We start from the raw sequence: 18,674 nt of genomic DNA, 5'->3' as shown, positions 1-18,674 counted from the left end.
TGTCCTTCGGCTGGACCGCGACCGTCGCGGCCTTCATGGCGACGACAAGCCCACGGGCGCTCCGGTCTGGCAGCCCGAGCTCTTTGCGAGGGCCTTGATGGCAAAGCCCGGCTGATTTGCTTCGCGCTGTAAAGGCGGGGGAGACGGGGTCCCCACGCGACCTGTCGCGTGGGGTGGCGGGCCGCCGACGGAAATCAGTCGGGCGCCGCCATTGCCGGGCCGGAGCGTTTGTGGGCTGCTCGCCCTCTCAAGAAGGCCAAGGCGCGGTCCCCTTGCCGAGGTGCCCCAACCCCTTGCCCATGGCGGGATCGGTCATCCCCGAGCACGGCCCTCTCTGGCTATTGTGCGCGCTATATGAAACGGCTGACGTCCTCAGGGGCAATCTGCACCCGGATCTGCGCCCGAAGCGCCTCCAGGCCGAAGCTGACGAGATCGTCGTTGAAATCTCCCAGCATGGGCGAGAGCGTGATGGCCTCGATCCCGGCTCCGATGGCCTGGTCCACCAGGCTGTCCCGCGCGGCGTCACCTGCCGGATCGTTGTCGCGGACGATGTAGAGCCTGCGCAGATGCGGGGAGAACTGGATGGCGGAGAGATGCCCGGCCGAAAGTGCGGAGGCCATCGGCATCCTGGGCAATGCCTGCCGCAGCGAGAGGATGGTTTCGATCCCCTCGCCTGCCGCCATAACATCCTGCGCCCCGCCAAACCGGACGGCGTTTCCCAGCAGGTCTCCCATCGCCTTCCTCGGCGGATCGACAGGTGCCTTGCCGGAACCGTCGCGCATGAGCCAGGTGCGATGCGCACCGGTGATCCTGCCGTCGAGGTCGGTGACGGCGGCGATCATGGCCGGCCAGGTTTCGGTCGGGCCATCGTCCTCGGGCCGCCAGTAACTGTTGGGATGGAACCGCAGACTTGCGGTTCCGCGTAAATCCGCAATGCCGCGTGTCCGTAAATAAGTCTCTGCGAGACCGCCGGTGAGCGGCTGCGTCATGCGCCAGAGGCGACGGGCGGCTTCGGACGATCCCGATGGTACTGGCGGTGTTTGGGCCCTGCGGGATTGCAGCACCGGTTCAGGATCCGGTAGACTGAGGAAGCGGCGCGCTTCTTCGGCAATGTCGGCGAAGTCAATGAGGCCAAGGCTTTCACCGATCACGTCGAGCAGATCGCCATGCTCACCGCTCTGGGCATCGGTCCATTTTCCAGCCGCACCCTTACCGGCCTCCGGCCCGGTCAGACGGACGAACATCGAACGACCGGGCGTGTTTCGCACATCCCCAACCTGCCAGTAATTGCCCTGTTTGCGCCCATTCGAGAGATAGTGGCGGCACACCGCCTCGGCCTGGAGACCAAGACGCTGCGCCAGCTCGGAAGCGTTGAGACGTGCCATCACGCGGCCTCCCGCTCGGAAATGCGCTCGATCGGGAAACGGTCGAGCAGTTTGCCGATAATCGCCGGTCCCGTTGCATCGACGGGCACGAAGAAGCGCAGTTTCCACGAGGTGATTTCACTGAAGAGGCCATAGGTCCGCAGTCGGTCGCGCATCGTGTCGGTAAAGCCGGTCAGTTCGATCCGGTTCGCACCCATGACGCGGACGCGTCGCAGTTGCAGACCCTCGGCAAGATCGAGGATCGTGCGACCTTCGATCAGTGCGGCATAGGCCGCATCTGGTGTCAGGCTGCTGCTGACGCCGCTGGCCGAGGCGCTCGCCGCCCAAGCCGGCGAGACACGGCGACCGATGATGCGTTCGCCCTCGTCGGTCTGGAACCGGTAGACCCGGGAGGACTCCTGCGGCAGGCGCTTCCAGATCGGCAGCAGAAGTCCGGTCACCATATGCAGGATGCTGTCGGTGAACTCCGGCACTTCGTCCATCTCGGCCTGCCATGCCGAGGCGAAGGCAGCGCGCTCGGCCTCGACCCAATGGGTCTCGCCCATCGCCCGCACGGGGATGTTCATCGCTTCCATCGGCCGGATCAACCGGACGCGACGTTCGATCTCGCCATCGTCGAGCATGACGCTGGTGGTCGGGATCTGCACCGCCGCCCGTCCTGACCGCTCGTTGATGAGCAGCTTCGCCCACGGATCGTCGAGTTCCGCCAGTGCCGCATCCAGCGTCACCGGCTGGTTGCGCTTGCGTTCGGTCAGAGTCAGGAGCCGCGTTTCCGCGCCGGTGCCCGGATGGGTGTGGATGACCTGCCGGTCGGTGACGATAAAACTTTCTGCCTTCAACGTTTCCAGCCCCATGTCATAGGTGCCGGATGCAATTGCCCCGTTGATCCGAGCCTGCAGAAGCTGCTCGAAGGCCGAGAACAGGATGCCCTGCAACTCGATGGTCAGCGCCAGCAGACGGTTCAGGAAGGTGGTGATCGGCGGCAACTCGTCCTTGATGCCGTTCGCATCCATCAGCTTCAGCCCGGTGGCGGTTTCAAACCGTTCAAGCGAGCAGCCCTCCACCTTGCCGCGCACGATAAGCAGATAGAGCTGGCGCAACGCATCGCGGGCATATGCGGATTCCAGATTATCCTCGGGCCGGAACAGGCCTTGGCCGCCGGTCTGGCGCTGCCCGCGCGTGATCGCACCCAGCGTGTCGAGACGACGGGCGATCGTGCTGAGGAACCGCTTCTCGGCCTTCACATCCGTGGCGATGGGCCGGAAGAGCGGTGGCTGCGCCTGATTGGTCCGGTTCGTGCGGCCCAGCCCCTGAATGGCGGCATCGGCCTTCCAGCCCGGCTCCAGCAGGTAGTGCACCCGCAGGCGCTGGTTCCGCGCCAAAAGGTCCGCGTGATAGCTGCGCCCCGTGCCACCGGCATCAGAGAAGACCAGAACGCGCTTCTGGTCATCCATGAAGGCCGAGGTCTCTGCCAGGTTTGCGGAGGGCGCGCGGTTCTCGACGGCCAGGCGTGCCGATGGACCATCGCCCTTGCGCACGATCCGCCGGGACCGCCCTGTGACCTCCGCCACCAGGTCGGTGCCGAAGCGCTGCACGAGCTGGTCGAGCGCGCCCGGAACCGGCGGCAGCGAGCCGAGCTGTTCGAGCATCTCGTCGCGCCGGGCGACGGCCTCGCGGCTCTCGACTGGCTGACCGTCCCGGAACACCGGCCGCGAGGACAAATTGCCTTCGCTGTCGGTGAAGGGCTCATAAAGCTGCACCGGGAAGGAATGCTGCAAGTACGAGCCGACATACTCCCGCGGCGTGACATCGACGGAAATATCGTTCCATTCGTCGGCAGGGATCTCGGCCAGCCGCCGTTCCATCAGCGCCTCGCCGGTCGAGACGATCTGGATGACGGCCGCATGGCCCGCCGCCAGATCGGCTTCGATCGAACGGATCAGCGTCGGGGTTTTCATCGAGGTCAGCAGATGGCCGAAGAAACGCTGCTTGGTGCTCTCGAAGGCCGAGCGCGCGGCGGATTTGGCCTGCCGGTTTAGCGTGCCTTCACTGCCGGTGATATTGGCGGCCTGCATTGCCGCATCGAGATTGTTGTGAATGACGGCGAAAGCTCCGGCATAGGCATCATAAATGCGCCGCTGTTCATCCGTGAGCTGATGCTCGATCAGTTCATACTCGACGCCATCATAGGAGAGTGAGCGGGCGGTATAGAGGCCGAGAGATCGCAGATCGCGGGCCAGCACTTCCATGGCCGCCACACCGCCGGCCTCAATCGCCTCGACGAACTCTGCGCGGGTCTGGAACGGAAAATCCTCACCGCCCCAGAGGCCGAGGCGCTGCGCATAGGCGAGATTGTGGACCGTGGTGGCGCCGGTCGCAGAGACATAGACCACACGGGCATCGGGCAGCGCGTGCTGAAGCCGCAGGCCCGCACGTCCCTGCTGCGAGGCGGCGACATCACCGCGTTCGCCTTTTCCGCCACCGGCATTCTGCATGGAATGGCTTTCCTCGAATATAATGGCTCCATCGAAATCGGACCCCAACCATTCGACGATCTGCTTGACGCGGGAAACCTTCTCGCCCCGGTCGTCGGAGCGTAGCGTGGCATAGGTGGTAAAAAGGATGCCTTCCGTGAGCGTGATCTTTGCGCCTTGAGGAAAGCGCGAGAGCGGCGTGACCAGCAGCCTCTCCATGCCGAGCGCCGACCAGTCGCGTTGCGCGTCCTCGATCAGCTTGTCGGATTTGGAGATCCAGACCGCCTTGCGCCGCCCGCGCAGCCAGTTGTCGAGGATGATGCCGGCCGACTGGCGGCCCTTGCCGGCACCGGTGCCGTCACCGAGCATGAAGCCCCGGCGGAAACGGACAGCGCTGGCAGCATCCTCGGCGGCGGCGCTCACGTTGTCGAGATGCTCATCCACCATCCAGGCACCCGCGAGATGATCGACATGGGCTTCACCGGCATAGATCACCGTTTCAAGTTGGGCGTTGGAGAGTCGGGTACGGATGTCGGCGGGCAGCATCGGCCGGTAGGAGGGCTTCGGAGGTGCGACGGAGGCCATGGCGGCGGACTGCACCAGCTTGGTCGGGTGCGGCGCGGCGCCGGGAATGCGAAGCGATTGCAGCGCATATTCCTCATAGATGGCATCGGACAGGCGAGCGCCCTCCGGTGGCGTCCAGTCCACGGTCTCATAGGCGAGTTCGACGCCCTCGGGATCGTTGGCAGGAGCAGCGGCAGGCCGCGCCGCTGTCGCGCGGGCCAAATAGCCTCGCACGGTTTTCGGTGCGATGGTCGAAGCGGGCACGACGATCTTCGGCAATGATACCGGCGAACGCTTCGGGACATGCGCCTCGATCCAACCCATCAGCGTGGTAACATCAGGCGCGATCCCCGGAGAGCCCGGGAAGCGGGACGGATCGTCGGCGGGCAGCTTGTCGATCACCGTCAGCCGCGTGTCGATGCGGGTGCCATGTCTGGCGAAGACCGCGCCATCGATCGCCGCGGTGAAGACCACGCGGCCGCGGTCCTGCAGGCGCATGAAGGCATCGCGCCAGGCTGGAGCTTCCGGTCCGAAGTTTGCCCCGGTAATCGTCACCAGGCGGCCGCCGGTGACGAGCCGGGCCAGCGCCGAGGTAACATGGCGAAGGGAAGCATCCGCCATCCGCCCTTCGACATTGGCCATGACCGAGAAAGGCGGGTTCATCAGCACCACCGACGGCACGGCGTTCGTGGCCAGGTGATCGTCGATCTGGGCGGCGTCGAACCGGGTGACGGGAAGGGCCGGAAAGAGGGAAGAGAGAAGATCGGCGCGGGTCTCGGCAAGCTCGTTGAGGATCAGCGAGCCGCCGACAGCCTGCGCCAGGATCGCCATCAGGCCGGTGCCGGCCGAGGGTTCCAGCACCACGTCATCAGGCCTGATCCCGGCCGCCGACAGCGCAGCAAGGCCGAGAGGCAGAGGCGTGCTGAACTGCTGGAAGCTCTGGCTTTCGTCGGAGCGACGGGTCTGCGTGGGCAGCAACCCCGCGATCTTCTCCAGCAGCGCGAGCCGGGAAACCGGAGAGGCGGCTTTGCGGAAAAGCGCCTTTCCGTATTTGCGCAGGAACAGCACCGTGGCGACTTCGCAGGCCTCGTAGGCCAGCTTCCAGTCCCAGGCACCACTGGCGTCGGACGCACCGAAAGCGGTTTCCATGGCGCTGCGCAGGATCGCAGCATCGACGCGTTGACCGCGTTCGAGATGGGGAAGGAGGAGATTGGCGGCGGCCAGGATCGCGGGTGCGGCGCCGAGCGGCGTGACCGGATCGGTCACGGGAGACGAGATGTTCATGTCGGGGATCCTCGGAGAGCGGGAGGGACAAGCCCGGACAGTGCTCTCTCTCGACCACCCGGACTCAACCCGTCCCGGCCCCTCTCTGACTCTTCATCACAAGCCCCATCGCCCCGCCCATGCGGGGGGCGACAGCGCTCCGCCATCAACTTTCGCAAGGCCTCATTGATCGTAATCGATATTCATGAAATACACCGACTTAAGATCAATCATCGGGGCCAAGAACTGAATTTCATGGAACAGGCGCAAAGGAATCCGTTTTCAGGTGCCGTAACCGTTTTTCACGAGCGCTGGCTCCCCGAGGAGGCCACACCTGCGGGCTATGCTGCGCTGATCGATGCCTATGCGCTCGCAACGCCCCTGCCCCGGACACTTTCCGCCATCGGCCCACGTCACAAGGTCTACGCGGCCGACGGCTGGCGCCTCTACACGCCCCGCCATGAACCCGAGGCGAGCCTCATCGGTCATCTGACCTTCGCGCTGCGCTACGAGGGGCTGGATCTGGCAGTTCTCAAGCGGCTGTTCAAGGCAACCGGGCCAGAGCCGATCCAGGCCATTGTCGAGGCTGCCCCGACGGGCAGTTACGCGCGCAGGATCTGGTTCCTCTACGAATGGCTCCTCGGCGGGGAATTGGATTTGCCCGACGCCACACGCGGCAATTACGCGCCCGTGGTCGATGCCAGGCTCCAATGGGATGCAGAGGGCGCCCCCTCGCCGCGCCACCGGGTCCGCAACAACCTGCCCGGCAACCCGGATTTCTGCCCGATGATCTTCCGCACAGCGGCAATCGAGGCGTTCATCGCCCGTGATCTGGCAGCCGAGGCCCGCGCGGTGCTGGCCGAGGTGCCCGCCGATCTGCTGGCGCGCACGGCGGCCTTCCTGCTGCTCAAGGATTCACGGTCGAGTTTCCAGATCGAAGGCGAGAACCCGCCCCAGGATCGCATCCGGCGCTGGGGCCAGATCATCGGCGAAGCCGGGCGGCATCCGATTGACCGGGCAGAGCTGGAACGCCTGCAACGCATCGTCATCGGCGATGCCCGCTTCGTCCATCTGGGCCTGCGGCAGGAGGGCGGCTTCATTGGCGAGCACGACCGCGCGACCGGCGCGCCCCTCCCCGATCACGTCAGCGCCCGGCATGAAGACCTGCCTGTGCTGATCGCCGGGCTCGAAGCGTTCGACCGCGACGTCGCCCCGGGGCTCGACCCTGTTCTGGCGGCCGCCGGCCTCGCCTTCGGCTTCGTCTATATCCACCCGTTCGAGGACGGCAACGGGCGCCTCCATCGCTACTTGATCCACCACGTGCTTGCTGCACGCGGCTTCAATCCGCCCGGGCTAGTCTTCCCGGTGTCGGCGGTGATCCTCGAACGGATCGAGGCCTACCGACAGGTGCTCGAGAGTTATTCGCGTCGACTACTGACCCATGTCAGCTGGCGCCCAACCGATCGCGGTAACGTCGAGGTGCTGAACGACACCGGCGATTTCTATCGCTTCTTCGATGCCACGCCCCATGCCGAATTCCTCTTCGCCTGCGTGGCCCAGACAATCGACCATGACCTGCCAGCAGAGACCCGGTTCCTGCGTGCCTATGACGGGTTCAAGTCCCGCGTCTCGGGCCTGATCGACATGCCGGACCGCGTGCTCGACCTGCTGTTTCGCTTCCTGCACCAGAACGGTGGCAGGCTTTCCGGACGCGCCAGAGCGAAGGAATTCGCCGCTCTGGCCGACGAAGAGGCCGACCGGATCGAAGCCATCTATGCGGAGTTGCGGGAGAAGTTCTGAGACGAGACTCCTCACCCGAACCGGTGGCCGGCTTCGGTGAAGGTGTAACCGTTGGCGATGATGGCCTCATCGACGACCTCATCCGAGGACAGATAGTAGTATTCGCGCTCGAGCTGGCGGTAGAGCCAGCGAGCTAGATCGCGCAACGCCTCGATCACGCCTTCCTCGGCATCGGCGGTCATGTCCTGATATGTCGGACTGTCACGCTCGACCGAGATCCCCATGCAATATTCGTGACAATAATGGCCGCGATGGCCGGCCTCGGCGCGAAGCTGGTAGAAATTGCGCCGCTGGATCGCCTGCAGGGCATCGGCGATGCGGTGCAGTTCGGTGTCCTTAGGCGCATATTCCCGGATCAGACGTGGGGCACCCTTGCGGTAGGCATAGAAAGTTTCGAAGCAGGCGCCATCGTCTTGGCTCCAGAAGCCTCGGAACCAGATGCAGGGTTCCTGCCGAGTCCCGCCGCCCATCAACCGGACGGTTCGGGTCTTGAGGTTCAGCCCGAGGATTTCGGCGACGCGCTGGAAATCCTCATAGACGGCATCGTACCAGTCATCGTCGAAGCCACCCTCACGATACCAGACGCGGGCTTTGTCCCTGGCTGCATCGGAAAGCTCGTCGAGGCGATAGACAGTGATCTCGATGACCTCACTCATAGGGATTGCCTCCCCCCAGCACGGTGGAAAGCCAGCCGTCCGTGTAGATCCAGTCCACCGTCTCGCCGGTGGCGAGATCGAGGACGTGCGCCCCGCCGCCGAACCCGTCCACACGCGGCTTCGAGCAGGTGTTGGCGTATTGCATTCCCCATAGACCCGTCAGCCCGAACTCCCTGGCGCAGCGTTTGACGAACTGGATGACATGCTCGGGATCGCCGGTGACGTCATCACGCATCCAGAGCTGAGTGCCACCATGCTCGGGTTGAATGGAAAGCTGAAACCCGTCCGAAGGGGGATCCTCAGCGCCATTTTCATCCGAGAGCGCATTGTAGAGATCGAGCGCGCGGGCGGCCTGCTCGGGGGTGCCCACGTCAAGCAGGCAGGAGAAATGGGTGAAATAGTCGGCCATGATGGTCTCCGGGCATGACATGGCCCGGCGTGAAACCGGGCCGGATGGGATGGAAAGGGTGAAGCTCAGGCGGCCTGCGGCAGGCGGAGCAGATCGGCCGCGGTCTCGCGCCAAAAGGGATCAACCAACCGTGCCTCCAGCGCAGCGGCGCGGTAACGCAGCCGTCTCGCATCACCGGGCTCCGTGGCTCGGAATGCCATACCGCGCAGTCGGCTGGCCTCGGTCACAATCCTGCGTGCCTCGCCATCGGATGCGACCGGCTGTTGCCAGAGGATAATGCCGGCGCGGATTTCGCCGCCCAGGACCAGACGCTGATCGCGGTCCTGAATGAGCATGATGCGCGGCTGGAAATACGGAAAACTGTCCGGCCCCGTGCAAATATCACCGCGCGACAGGCGCAAGGCTGCGGCCTCGATGGCCTCCTCCGGTGACGGGCATTCCCCAAGCGGGATCACGCGATCAAAGCTATTCGCCGCGTCACTGGCGTCATAGCTGGCGGTGCCGAGGCAAGAGATGCGTAGCGGCAGCTTATGCGACCGAAAAAGCGCGGGCAGAACATCGGCCGCCAGAATCTGGCCGATGGAGCAGAAGGTTTCGGAACGGGCAAAGGTCATCGGGATCACTCCATGACGGGCGCCGGTGAGCCTCTCTCTCCGGCCCTCAACCCGTCACGGCCGAAAGGCCCGCACTCTTCCTCTCTGACCGGGCTTGTTCCCGGTTCCGCTGCCGACGACGGGGGACCATCGAGAGGCACTGGAAGCCCGAAGCGCGGGTCTCCGCGTTCGGGCCGTTTGGGGTGAGGCGCTTTCGCGCCTCAGGCCCATGGATCAAGTTCCAGCTTCACCATGTCCTCATCGCCGTCAAACTCGTCGGCGGGCATGGCGCCGTGGGTTCCGTCCCCGGCCTGGAACACGACGATCACGACCATCAGCGTGGTGGCGAGGCTGGCAGCGAAAGCGGTGGCATCTGCATAGGACATCGGGATTGGCTCCTGTCTCTGGAGGCGGGGGACCATCCCCCGCGCGACAGGCGCCCGACGTGTCTGACCGGATCTGCACTCACCCTCGGGCATTCGGACTAGCTCCGAATCCCCGAGGGCGGCACGTATGCGTAAGCCGACCCCTCCGGGGTTGAATGTCAAAGAGACGGATCAGACCAAGGTTAGCGAATGGAAGCGGGGGTGGTGTCTTGCATCCGACAGGCGCCGGATACCCCCTTGCAGATGCCCCGCCCGGCCAGCCTTGCCGCCGCGCTGGCATCAGGAGCGTGTTCGAGGACGGGGGCGGACACCGATGCCGAACATGATGAGCGGCACCGTGGTGAAGCTGGAACTGGAGCCATACAGGCCGATGACAGGACGACGGGGGCGGCTACCGTCAGACATGAGCGGGCCTTCAGTCCCAGAGCCCATCGGCAATCTCGCGGGCGATCATGGCGCGCGCGCTCATCATCACGGCGTCACCGCTGGTGTCGATATGACCGTAGAACCGGGCATGACCGCCGTTCGCGGTCCAATCGGCATAGCGGCAATATTCGCGGGCTTCGAGACGGAAGGCGCGCATGTCGTCCGCCCAATGCGGCTTCGGCTCCACCACTACGGTGATGCCGTCGCAGGTTTCCTCCCAGGGCAGCGTGCGTTCGGATGGCGGGTTGGCACTGTCCTCGCGGAAGACCTGGTCGATATCAACATGTGCGGACATCGGATTTCTCCAAAGAAAAAGCCCGGTCACGAGGACGGAGCCATTCCGAGATGTAGGACACGGGCGGCAGGAAACTGTCGCCCGTTTTCTGTTTGAAGCGGTCATCGACCCTGAAGTTTTGCCCACATCGGCGTGCCGTGAAACAGCCAAGGTTGGTAGAGAATCCGGGCGAGGTCGGGCAGGTGAGGACGGTCGTCCCGTCGGCGGTCTTGCTTTTTCTGGCTGGCTCCACCCGGGGCTTCCGCCTCTTCGGTAATGCCTGCTTCCTGCTCCGGGTCCTTCGGTTTCGACGGTTGATGGACACCCATCCGCATCGCAGGGGTAGTCCGGACGATCTTATTGGTTCGCCTTTTTGGAACAAGGATCGCCTTGTCTGTCCCCGGCACCGCGAGACGCCTGAACTGCTCGCCATTCTCTGCCACACCAACATTCTCGTCGCCTGCGTCGGACCCTGCACCTTCTGGCGATGATGCCTCCTCTTCCAGAGGCTGCTGGTAGGGCCGCCAGTCGAAGAAGTTGTAGTGCACGCGCCATATGTTCATCAGGGCGATCAGGACGCGCGGATTGTAGGCGGCACCGTTGATGTATTTTGCGCCTACACGAGAACTGCGGCCACCCGCCCGCTGGATGATACTGACCCGCTCGCGGATGGCGTTCATAAAGGTAGAAGTCGGCTGGATCGTTGCGTGGATGACCCTTCGGGTGATGGCAGCGCGAAGGTCTGGATCGTCTATCTCATCGTCGATGCCCAGCCGTCGATAGGCGGCGCGATAACGCGGCGACAGGATCGGGAAGCCCACGGTCTTGTCGATCTCATTGGCCGTCTGGATGGGGCTTTTGACCCACAAGCGCGGGAACGCGGCGGAGGCAAGGTTCGGCCCCACGATCGGGCTTTTCGACTGGTCGTTCGGGTCGGTGCGGTAGGCAGGCCTCAGGTTCGCGGAAGTCCAGCTTTGTAGTGCGTCCCACGGTGTCAGGTCGGGGTGTATCTTGCGCCACTCCGCGAGGCTCTCCGAAAACTCCGCCTGCTTTTCCCGGATATGGTCGATCGACGCATCCTTCGTGAACCCAATGATGGCCCATTCGAATCTGTCCGCCAGGATCTCCTCACGGAAAATATGCGGCACCACGCGGGCCATCTGCCCCTCCCTTTCGCCGACGAGCGTGAGCTTACCGCTGGGGATCATCCACTTGAGGCACGCGAGGGACGCCGCCTTCGTGTAGGTATCACGGGTCATAACCCCATCGAAGGCGTTTCGGCTGTCGCGCTCGTGCTTCACGAAGTTGAACCAGTGCTCGCGCAGGTGTTCGATCTCGTCTGCCCGAGTGCTGGCGGCCTGCGTCGCCATGTGGGCCTCAGGCGAAAGTGCCTCTCCTGCAGCCTCGAATGCTTTGGCGGTCCGCCACACAAAGTGGTGCAGGCGCATCTCGGCAGCGGTGAAGAGCGCCGGCTCGTCGAACCGCGCTGTCGGCCTTTGAAAGTGGAGCAGTGGCGCGGTGAAGATGCCGTCCGAGTTCCGGTATTGCTTTCGGAGGGCCGAGTCCCGAGCGACGCCGAAATAGGCGTCCTCGATCACTTCAAGCGGGTCGATGGTCGGATCGAAATCCACATCGCAGCGAAAGACATAGCCTGACCGAATGTCGGCGCTGACCGAGCAGTTCAGCTGCGTAATCTTACGGTCGATCTTCGTCTGCCAGTTCACGCCGACGACGATGTCGTCGTGGGCGATGCGGGTATGGATGTATGGCTTGCCGTCCTTGATGCGCTGCCGTTCGACGCGCTTTCGCCATTCCGCGAGTTGCGCCTGTTCGTAGGCGAGGAGGGTCCGCTCCAACCAGAAGATGCGATCGTAGAGCCTGGACATCCCCGGCTCCGTTTCGCCTCTCGGCGTCCGGAGGATACGGCGGATGTCGTGAAGACCGGTGCCGTTGGCCAGCAGGGACAAGATCTCGATGTTCTCGTCGCGCTTCTTCTGGCGACGATGTTCGCTCGATACCGTGAAACGGGCGCCAGGCAGCCCCTTGCAGGGCTTGTGGATCACTCTGACGGAGCGCGCGCGGGGCACAGAACCCTTTTTGTGGCCGACCTTTCGCGACGGTTTGCCGTTGGCGCCGTTGAAGATGAACTCCTCAGGCTTTTCCAGATAGGCAGTGCCGCAGTTGCCGCAGATTGGTCCCTCCAGGGCACCGTTCTGGACCCAAAGTCGATTTCGTTCTTCCTCGTAGGCCTCGTTCGAAATCAGCCGGGTCCGGACCCCGCATTCTGAGTTGCCTCGGAGGTGCTGACAGACCAGGACCCGACCGTCATTCCACGCGCACGGATCGCCAGCGAACTCGAACGCATCGGTCACGCGATGGAGGTTGTCGCCGCTTTCCGCCTCGATCTTGTAGCGACCGACGCCGCGCGCGATCTTGGGATCAGCCATGGCGGCCCTCAACCGCTTCTCGGACGCGCCGCGCCCGACAAAGGCATGCCTCGTAGGCGCCGGTTCGATCCCATAGTTCCCGCAGTCGGGATCACCACAGCAGTTGAAATTTGTATCGCCCGAGACGCGGGGGTATATTTGCGCAAGCGTGAGGTTTTTCAGGCTCTTCACCTTGTTCGGTCCTTTCGTCCGTTTCTGTGTCAAGAGCTCGCACGCCTCCAAGATTGGCCAGTCTGGCCAATGACGAAATCAGATGGACGCCAAAGCGCCACGCCGCGGGAAGTTCGAACTTCCCGCCATTCCGACCCTGATGGCGGAAAAATCAGACGAAATTAAGACGGAAAAACAAAAGCCTGCCGACCTCTTGGTCGGCAGGCAAGTAGGGCGTGTGTCCTACGGTACGGAATGGCTCCCACGAGGACCGGGCGTGTTGCGGAAACGGAAGGGATGAGGCGGGGCAGCGAAGGCCACCCCGCCTGAGCATCATTCGGCGGCGACCATCGACTGCTCTTCGTCCTCCGTGGCGTCTTCATCCTCGCCATCGCCGGCAAGGAATTCAGGCAAATCGTCCGCCTCCATGTCGACCCCGGCATCCACCGCGATATCGGCATCGCGATCCACCATGCGCAGTGGCGCCGGCAACCAGCCGGTTTCTGCCAGTAGCCGCTCGGCCTCTTTGGCCATATCGCCCTTCTTGAGGTGGTCGATGAGCTGGGCGGCCCGCTCGTCAGCGCCCTCGCGCACCGCCTCGATGATCCGGGGCTTGGTCACGCGACCGAGATAGTTGCCGACGGTCGGCCGCCACCCCACCGCCACCATGTCGAGGCCAGCTGCCCGCGCCAGCCGGTCGGCCTGGGACAGGCGCACGTCGAGCCCGTGCTGGCTGACGCCCATGCCGCCATAGGGGTTGGGCTTCTCGTGCAGGGCGTTGACGCCGAAGCTAACGCAATGGGCGAGCAACTCCATGCGGGTGTCGTCGTCCTGATCCGTGAGCCAGTCCCAGAGCGCCGCATCGTCAGCCGGGATATGATCACCCCAGCGTTCGTGCCGCTCGGCGATGGCGCGCGCCGAGACGCTTTCGGCGAGGTCGTCGGCCTGCGCCGGGAAGTGAACCTCCCGGACATGAGCCTCGAGGCACCCCCTGGTGGAATGCGGCAGGAAGCAATCGGTGACCAGCCGATGCAGCAGCGCCGTCATGGCGACATGCGGGTTCGCCGCCACGGCATCGCGGAGCGCCAGCGTGCGATGCGCGGTCAGCTCGCTGACGAGCCGATCGGGCAGAGGCCGGATGCTCTCAAGCTCTTCGTCCTCCTCGGCTTCGGTCGCCGTGCCGCCCACCGTGATGACAGCGCGCTGCATACCAGCAGACTCGCAACCCACGGGAGAACAACCATCGCCCCCCTTCCCGTCCTGACCTTCCACAGCCTCATCGTCGGCGCGGACATAGCCGCGCTCGACCGCGAGCTGGCCGTCGTAGCGGATGCTGACGAAGACACCGGTCCTCGCCATCTGGTCCGCGCCATAGCGCATCGGCCGGGCCTCGAAGACCTCCAGCGCCTCCTCGATCTCCCCGAGCCGCGCATCCACTTGGTCGGGCAATTCCTCGGCCTCGGCATACTGCGCCTCCAGCTCGTCGAACTCATCACGGAGCTTCTCACGCTCGGCACGCTCCTGATCGGTCAGGTCGATGGTGGTGCCGGCCAGACGGCGCATGCCGCTGGTATGGCCATAGGGGAAATCCACCGCGACCTCGATCCATTTCCAGCCCTCGGCGGCGATGGTCTCCGCCTCGGCCTTCAGCTTCTCGCCCGCCAGCCGGTCGAGCAGCACCGGGTCCTGGAGCCAGCCGCCATCGTCCTGCTGGAAGAGATCGCGCAGCACATAGCCGCCCGCCGCCTCATAGGCCTCAATGCCGACGAAGAGCGCCCGCTTGTCGGAAGCGCGCACCGTGGTCTCGGTCAGCATGCGCCGGATGGTGTATGGCTCCTTCTGCCAACTATCCTTGATCGCCTCCCAGACCTGTTCTTGGCGGGCGTGGTCGTCAGAAACGGTGAAGGCCATGAGCTGTTCCAGCGTCATGCCGTCCTCGGCATAGGTCTCGAGCAGCGCCGGCGAGACCGAAACGAGGCGCAGACGCTGCTTCACCACCTTGGCGTCGACGAAAAAAGCCGCGGCGATTTCCTCCTCGCTCATGCCCTTTTCACGAAGGACCTGGAAGGCGCGGAACTGGTCGAGCGGATGAAGCGGCGCACGCTCGATATTCTCGGCCAGCGAGACCTCATCGATCAGGATGTCGTCACTGGCCTCCGAGACGATACAGGGCACCGGCGTGGTCTTGTTCAGGCGCTTCTGTTTGACCAAAAGCTCCAGCGCGCGATAGCGGCGGCCGCCAGCCGGCACCTCGAAAAGGCCGGTTTCCTGACCGTCGGCGTCGAGCTCGGGCCGGACATGCAGGGACTGGATCAGCCCGCGCCGGGCGATGGACTCGGCCAGTTCCTCGACCGAGATACCGGCTTTCACGCGACGGACGTTGGACTGGCTGAGCATCAGCTTGTTGAAGGGGATGTCGCGCGAGGACGACAGGGTGATTTTCTGCGTGGCAGTGGCCATGTCAGGGTCTCCGTGACGGACGCCGGGGAGCCTCTCTCTCCGGCAACCAGCCCGTCACGAAACCCCCACCCTCCTTTCCCTCTCATGGCCGAGCCGAGTATGATCCCGAATACCCATCAAAGCTCGCCGCGGGCGCGCAGGCTTGTCTCCCGTCCAGCCCCGGTGATGATGTGGTCGTGCAGTATCACCCCCAGGGACGCAGAGGCGTTTCGGATTTCTTTCGTCATCGCGAAGTCGGCGGCTGAGGGCTCGGGATCGCCGGCCGGATGATTGTGGACGATGATCAGCGCCGAGGCATTGAGCGCCAGGCAGCGCCGCAGCACCTCCCGGGGATAGACCGGGACATGATCGACCGTGCCGATGGCGAGGCATTCGTCAGAGATCAGCCGGTTCCTGCGATCGAGATAGAGGACATGGAAACGCTCCACATCGCCCCTGATGGTGAGCGCGCAATAGTCGAGCACCGCCTGCCAGGACGTCAGGACAGGGTTCTGATTGAGGTGGCGCAGCAGGATCTGCCGGGCCTCGTAGACTACGGCCTGCTCCTGAGCGGAGAACCGGTGCGGCTGTGCTTCGATGGCGGGTGTTCTCGTGTTTCGTGTCATGGCGCTGTTCTCCGACGGGCAGCCGGCCGGGCGCCGGAGCTTTCACCGCGTCACGAGAAGAAGCGCCGCCCTCTTCCTGCGAAGAGAGCGGCGCCGAAGCTGCAGAACCCCTCAGGAACGCGGAGGCTCCGTGTCGGGTCGTGTCCCACCTGACAGGCGGCCCGAGCGATAAAGCAGGCGCTCGGCATCGCGAATGCTGCCGGTTTCGCGGGCGGCGCCGGCCCAAACCGAGATCGGGAAGTCCCCCGTGAACAGCAGATCCCGCTCGATACCCATGCCGAAGGGCAATCGAATGGAACGCAGTTCGTTAAGGCTCCAGGAGCCAAGCTCCGGGTAGCCAATGTCGGCCAGGCCAAACATGATGTCGCCGTCCAGGTCGAGCTCGGTCGCAAGCCAGACACCGGCGCCGAAGGGATTGAAGAACTTCACGACCGGAATGTGATCCTGATCGCGATCGCGGCCATTCGCCAGCAAACGGTCACGCTGTGTGTCGGTCAGGAGGATCATGCCGCGGCCCTCCCTTCCGTCGGGGTCTGCCGCTCAACATCGGTGCTGTCGTCGGGCAGATGGGCCAGAAGCCAGTCGGCAGCCTTGCTGGCCTGCGAGGCGGCACGCACGATGGCGCGGGAATCCTCGCGCATCACCTCCAGCCACGCGCCCACGTAATCGGCGTGGCGCACCGTCGGGAGAATCCCGAGCGAGGCGCAACAGAACGCGCTCGAAATCTCGGCGATCAGTTCCTCGAAAGCATATTTCCTCGTGCCGAAATTCCCCGAGAAGTCCCGCCCCAACCGTGAGGCATGTCCTGTCGCGTGCCCCATCTCGTGCAGCGCCGTGCGGTGCCAGTTGATCGGCTCGAAATAGGCCTGCGGAGGTGGCACCTGCACATAGTCGAGCGCGGGTACATAGAAGGCGCGGTTGCCGCCGATCCGGAAGTCGATACCGGTCGCCGCGATCAATGCCTCGACCTGCGGCTCAATCAGCCCGGGCAGCGGTGGCGGTGCCTCGACGGCGATGCCGTCGTGCAGACCCTCGCATTGCGCCGCGTTGAACACGGTAAAGCGCTTCAGAAACGGGATGCTGTTTGCGTCTTCCCCGGTCTCCCGGGCGCGGCGCTTCTCGTCTTCAGGCGTGAATCGGTCGGCATAGACAACGGTCGTGCCGCGCTCGCCCTTGCGGACATTGCCGCCAAGCGAGAGCGCCTGGCGGAAGGTCAGCCAGTGCTGGGTTGGATAGCCCTGCTGGATGACGGCGCCCCAGAGGATCAGGACATTGATCCCGGAGTATTGCCGACCCGTGCTGGCGTTGCGCGGCATGGCGAGCGGCGCCTGCACCGCCGCAGTCCCCCAGGGCTGGACCCAGGGCAGCCGGCCTCCCTCCAGCTCGGCGATGATCTTGTCGGTGATGTCGTCATAAAGGTTGGTACGCGGGCCGCTCTTGCGGGCCGCGCGATGTTCTCTGGTCATCGGGATGATCTCCGCGACAGGCGCCGGAGGCCTCTCCTCCAGCCCTCAACCCGTCACGGAAAACCCGCCCGCACTTTCACTCTCGGGGGGCGTTGCGGGGTCTCCCCGCTGATGGGGGTGTGTCGGCAATGCCAGTGACGACCAGGGGGAAGGCTTTCCCCCAGACGATCCTCGCATTCAGCCGAGCCAAGCGTGAAAAAGGCAAAAGCCAACACTCGCGAGCCCCAATCCCCGACGTGTTGTAATCCCCAGGATATCTGCGCTTATCTGACACGCAATCGCGGTGCGTGCTTTCCAGCGCCTGACCCCTTCCTTCCCGAGAGCTCGGGATCAAAGCCAACGGCCAATAAAAGAGGACCAAATGACGGATATCGATCTTAACGCCTTGTCGCTCGCCGAGTTGAAGCAACTGGAAAAGAATGTTGCGAAGGCCATCGCCAGTTTCGAGAACCGTCGCAAGGCCGAGGCCCGCGCCAAGGTTGACGAATTGGCCCGCGAACTCGGTTTCAGTTTCGACGAGCTTGCGGAAGCCGCTCCCACCCGGAAACGCACGGCGTCTGCGCCCAAGTACCGCCACCCGGAAAACGCCGAAATCACCTGGTCCGGTCGTGGGCGCAAACCGGCATGGATCGCCGAGGCGCTGGCTTCGGGAAAATCGCTCGAGGATTTTGCGATCTGATCAGGAGGACCTGCCTTGTACCAGCCCGCGAATGCCGTCCGCCTGCATGTCTCTCTGGCGGAGATTGACCCGCCGATCTGGCGGCGACTTGTCGTGCCGTCGGACTGGACGCTCGACAGGCTGCATCTGGTGCTGCAGGCCGCGTTCAGCTGGACCGACAGCCATCTGCATGAGTTCCGGATCGGCGGGCTGCGATATGGCGACCCCGATCAGCTGGAGGATGGTTTCGGGGGCCCGCAGACCTTCGACTACACCGGGGTCAGGCTGGCGGATTTCACCGGCCAGGATCTGACCTTCACTTATCTCTACGACTTTGGCGATGACTGGACCCATGTGATCCGGATCGAGGAGTGGCTGTCCCTCGATCCCCTGCCCCGCCAAGCAGAATGCACCGAAGGGGCCCGTGCTCGGCCGCCCGGGGACGTCGGCGGCCCCTGGTCCTATGCCGATTTCCTCGAGACCATCCGCGATCCGAACCATGAGGACCACAGCTCCAACCTTCACTGGGCCGGCGGGCATTTCGATCCGGACTGGTTCGACATCGACCTGATCAACAAGGATCTCCGCAACACCTTCCGCAAGAACACCAGCCGACGCCTGCATCAGCCCAAGCCAAAGCCTTCTGGTCGGTGAGCGC

At 64.2% G+C, this 18,674-nt stretch carries 15 protein-coding genes; 3 read left to right on the top strand and 12 right to left on the bottom strand.

Going from position 1 to position 18,674, the window contains the following annotated elements; all coding sequences use genetic code 11:
• Window positions 1–350: 350 nt before the first annotated feature.
• Window positions 351–1,385 carry a DUF7146 domain-containing protein gene (locus BLT64_RS02685; RefSeq protein ID WP_011747850.1) on the bottom strand — a complete coding sequence of 345 codons (1,035 nt, stop codon included), beginning with the start codon at window positions 1,383–1,385 and terminating at the stop codon, window positions 351–353.
• Complete coding sequence (locus BLT64_RS02680) at window positions 1,385–5,707, bottom strand: strawberry notch family protein (RefSeq protein ID WP_011747851.1); 4,323 nt, start codon at window positions 5,705–5,707, stop codon at window positions 1,385–1,387. The genes BLT64_RS02685 and BLT64_RS02680 overlap by 1 nt, the downstream gene beginning before the upstream one ends.
• A gap of 234 nt (window positions 5,708–5,941) precedes the next feature.
• On the opposite strand from BLT64_RS02680, the gene BLT64_RS02675 reads away from it, so the two are divergent.
• Complete coding sequence (locus BLT64_RS02675; protein WP_041529859.1) at window positions 5,942–7,486, top strand: Fic family protein; 1,545 nt, start codon at window positions 5,942–5,944, stop codon at window positions 7,484–7,486.
• A gap of 11 nt (window positions 7,487–7,497) precedes the next feature.
• Here the strand turns inward: BLT64_RS02675 and BLT64_RS02670 are convergent, their stop codons facing one another.
• From BLT64_RS02670 to BLT64_RS02630, 10 genes are all read right to left on the bottom strand, one after another.
• On the bottom strand, window positions 7,498–8,142 hold the full coding sequence (locus BLT64_RS02670; RefSeq protein ID WP_074810303.1) for a DUF8835 domain-containing pootine: 645 nt from the start codon (window positions 8,140–8,142) through the stop codon (window positions 7,498–7,500).
• A complete protein-coding gene (locus BLT64_RS02665; RefSeq protein WP_011747854.1) occupies window positions 8,135–8,551 on the bottom strand; it encodes a hypothetical protein in 417 nt (138 codons plus the stop codon). Before BLT64_RS02665 ends, BLT64_RS02670 begins: the two co-directional genes overlap by 8 nt.
• A 65-nt stretch (window positions 8,552–8,616) precedes the next feature.
• Window positions 8,617–9,165, bottom strand: coding sequence for a hypothetical protein (locus BLT64_RS02660; RefSeq protein WP_041529860.1), 549 nt, complete (start codon window positions 9,163–9,165; stop codon window positions 8,617–8,619).
• Window positions 9,166–9,365: 200 nt separating this feature from the next.
• Complete coding sequence (locus tag BLT64_RS26190) at window positions 9,366–9,530, bottom strand: hypothetical protein (RefSeq protein ID WP_156876264.1); 165 nt, start codon at window positions 9,528–9,530, stop codon at window positions 9,366–9,368.
• A gap of 415 nt (window positions 9,531–9,945) precedes the next feature.
• On the bottom strand, window positions 9,946–10,251 hold the full coding sequence (locus BLT64_RS02655) for a hypothetical protein (protein ID WP_011747857.1): 306 nt from the start codon (window positions 10,249–10,251) through the stop codon (window positions 9,946–9,948).
• A gap of 101 nt (window positions 10,252–10,352) precedes the next feature.
• A complete protein-coding gene (locus BLT64_RS02650) occupies window positions 10,353–12,848 on the bottom strand; it encodes a hypothetical protein (protein WP_139171632.1) in 2,496 nt (831 codons plus the stop codon).
• A 312-nt stretch (window positions 12,849–13,160) separates the two neighbouring features.
• Complete coding sequence (locus BLT64_RS02645; RefSeq protein WP_011747859.1) at window positions 13,161–15,287, bottom strand: ParB/RepB/Spo0J family partition protein; 2,127 nt, start codon at window positions 15,285–15,287, stop codon at window positions 13,161–13,163.
• A gap of 116 nt (window positions 15,288–15,403) precedes the next feature.
• Window positions 15,404–15,892 (bottom strand): RadC family protein, encoded by a 489-nt coding sequence (radC, locus tag BLT64_RS02640; RefSeq protein ID WP_011747860.1) that lies wholly within the window; start codon window positions 15,890–15,892, stop codon window positions 15,404–15,406.
• A gap of 111 nt (window positions 15,893–16,003) precedes the next feature.
• Window positions 16,004–16,399, bottom strand: coding sequence for a DUF2958 domain-containing protein (locus BLT64_RS02635; protein ID WP_011747861.1), 396 nt, complete (start codon window positions 16,397–16,399; stop codon window positions 16,004–16,006).
• Window positions 16,396–17,358, bottom strand: a complete 963-nt coding sequence (locus BLT64_RS02630) for an ArdC family protein (protein ID WP_011747862.1) — start codon at window positions 17,356–17,358, stop codon at window positions 16,396–16,398. Before BLT64_RS02630 ends, BLT64_RS02635 begins: the two co-directional genes overlap by 4 nt.
• A gap of 361 nt (window positions 17,359–17,719) precedes the next feature.
• Here BLT64_RS02630 and BLT64_RS02625 point away from each other — a divergent pair, with 361 nt between their 5' ends.
• Window positions 17,720–18,037, top strand: coding sequence for an H-NS histone family protein (locus BLT64_RS02625; protein ID WP_011747863.1), 318 nt, complete (start codon window positions 17,720–17,722; stop codon window positions 18,035–18,037).
• 15 nt (window positions 18,038–18,052) lie between these two features.
• Window positions 18,053–18,670, top strand: coding sequence for a plasmid pRiA4b ORF-3 family protein (locus BLT64_RS02620; protein WP_011747864.1), 618 nt, complete (start codon window positions 18,053–18,055; stop codon window positions 18,668–18,670).
• Window positions 18,671–18,674 lie beyond the last annotated feature (4 nt).

It is taken from the genome of Paracoccus denitrificans, assembly GCF_900100045.1.
In the GTDB taxonomy this organism is placed as follows: Bacteria; Pseudomonadota; Alphaproteobacteria; order Rhodobacterales; family Rhodobacteraceae; genus Paracoccus; species Paracoccus denitrificans.
Note: the sequence above shows the minus strand (reverse complement) of the source record. Positions and strands in the feature narration are given on the sequence as shown.

Bases quoted from the DNA above. Each gene is read 5' to 3' on its own strand.
- BLT64_RS02685 (WP_011747850.1), bottom strand. From the start codon at position 1,385: ATGGCACGTCTCAACGCTTCCGAGCTGGCGCAGCGTCTTGGTCTCCAG.
- BLT64_RS02680 (WP_011747851.1), bottom strand. From the start codon at position 5,707: ATGAACATCTCGTCTCCCGTGACCGATCCGGTCACGCCGCTCGGCGCC.
- BLT64_RS02675 (WP_041529859.1), top strand. From the start codon at position 5,942: ATGGAACAGGCGCAAAGGAATCCGTTTTCAGGTGCCGTAACCGTTTTT.
- BLT64_RS02670 (WP_074810303.1), bottom strand. From the start codon at position 8,142: ATGAGTGAGGTCATCGAGATCACTGTCTATCGCCTCGACGAGCTTTCC.
- BLT64_RS02665 (WP_011747854.1), bottom strand. From the start codon at position 8,551: ATGGCCGACTATTTCACCCATTTCTCCTGCCTGCTTGACGTGGGCACC.
- BLT64_RS02660 (WP_041529860.1), bottom strand. From the start codon at position 9,165: ATGACCTTTGCCCGTTCCGAAACCTTCTGCTCCATCGGCCAGATTCTG.
- BLT64_RS26190 (WP_156876264.1), bottom strand. From the start codon at position 9,530: ATGTCCTATGCAGATGCCACCGCTTTCGCTGCCAGCCTCGCCACCACG.
- BLT64_RS02655 (WP_011747857.1), bottom strand. From the start codon at position 10,251: ATGTCCGCACATGTTGATATCGACCAGGTCTTCCGCGAGGACAGTGCC.
- BLT64_RS02645 (WP_011747859.1), bottom strand. From the start codon at position 15,287: ATGGCCACTGCCACGCAGAAAATCACCCTGTCGTCCTCGCGCGACATC.
- radC (WP_011747860.1), bottom strand. From the start codon at position 15,892: ATGACACGAAACACGAGAACACCCGCCATCGAAGCACAGCCGCACCGG.
- BLT64_RS02635 (WP_011747861.1), bottom strand. From the start codon at position 16,399: ATGATCCTCCTGACCGACACACAGCGTGACCGTTTGCTGGCGAATGGC.
- BLT64_RS02630 (WP_011747862.1), bottom strand. From the start codon at position 17,358: ATGACCAGAGAACATCGCGCGGCCCGCAAGAGCGGCCCGCGTACCAAC.
- BLT64_RS02625 (WP_011747863.1), top strand. From the start codon at position 17,720: ATGACGGATATCGATCTTAACGCCTTGTCGCTCGCCGAGTTGAAGCAA.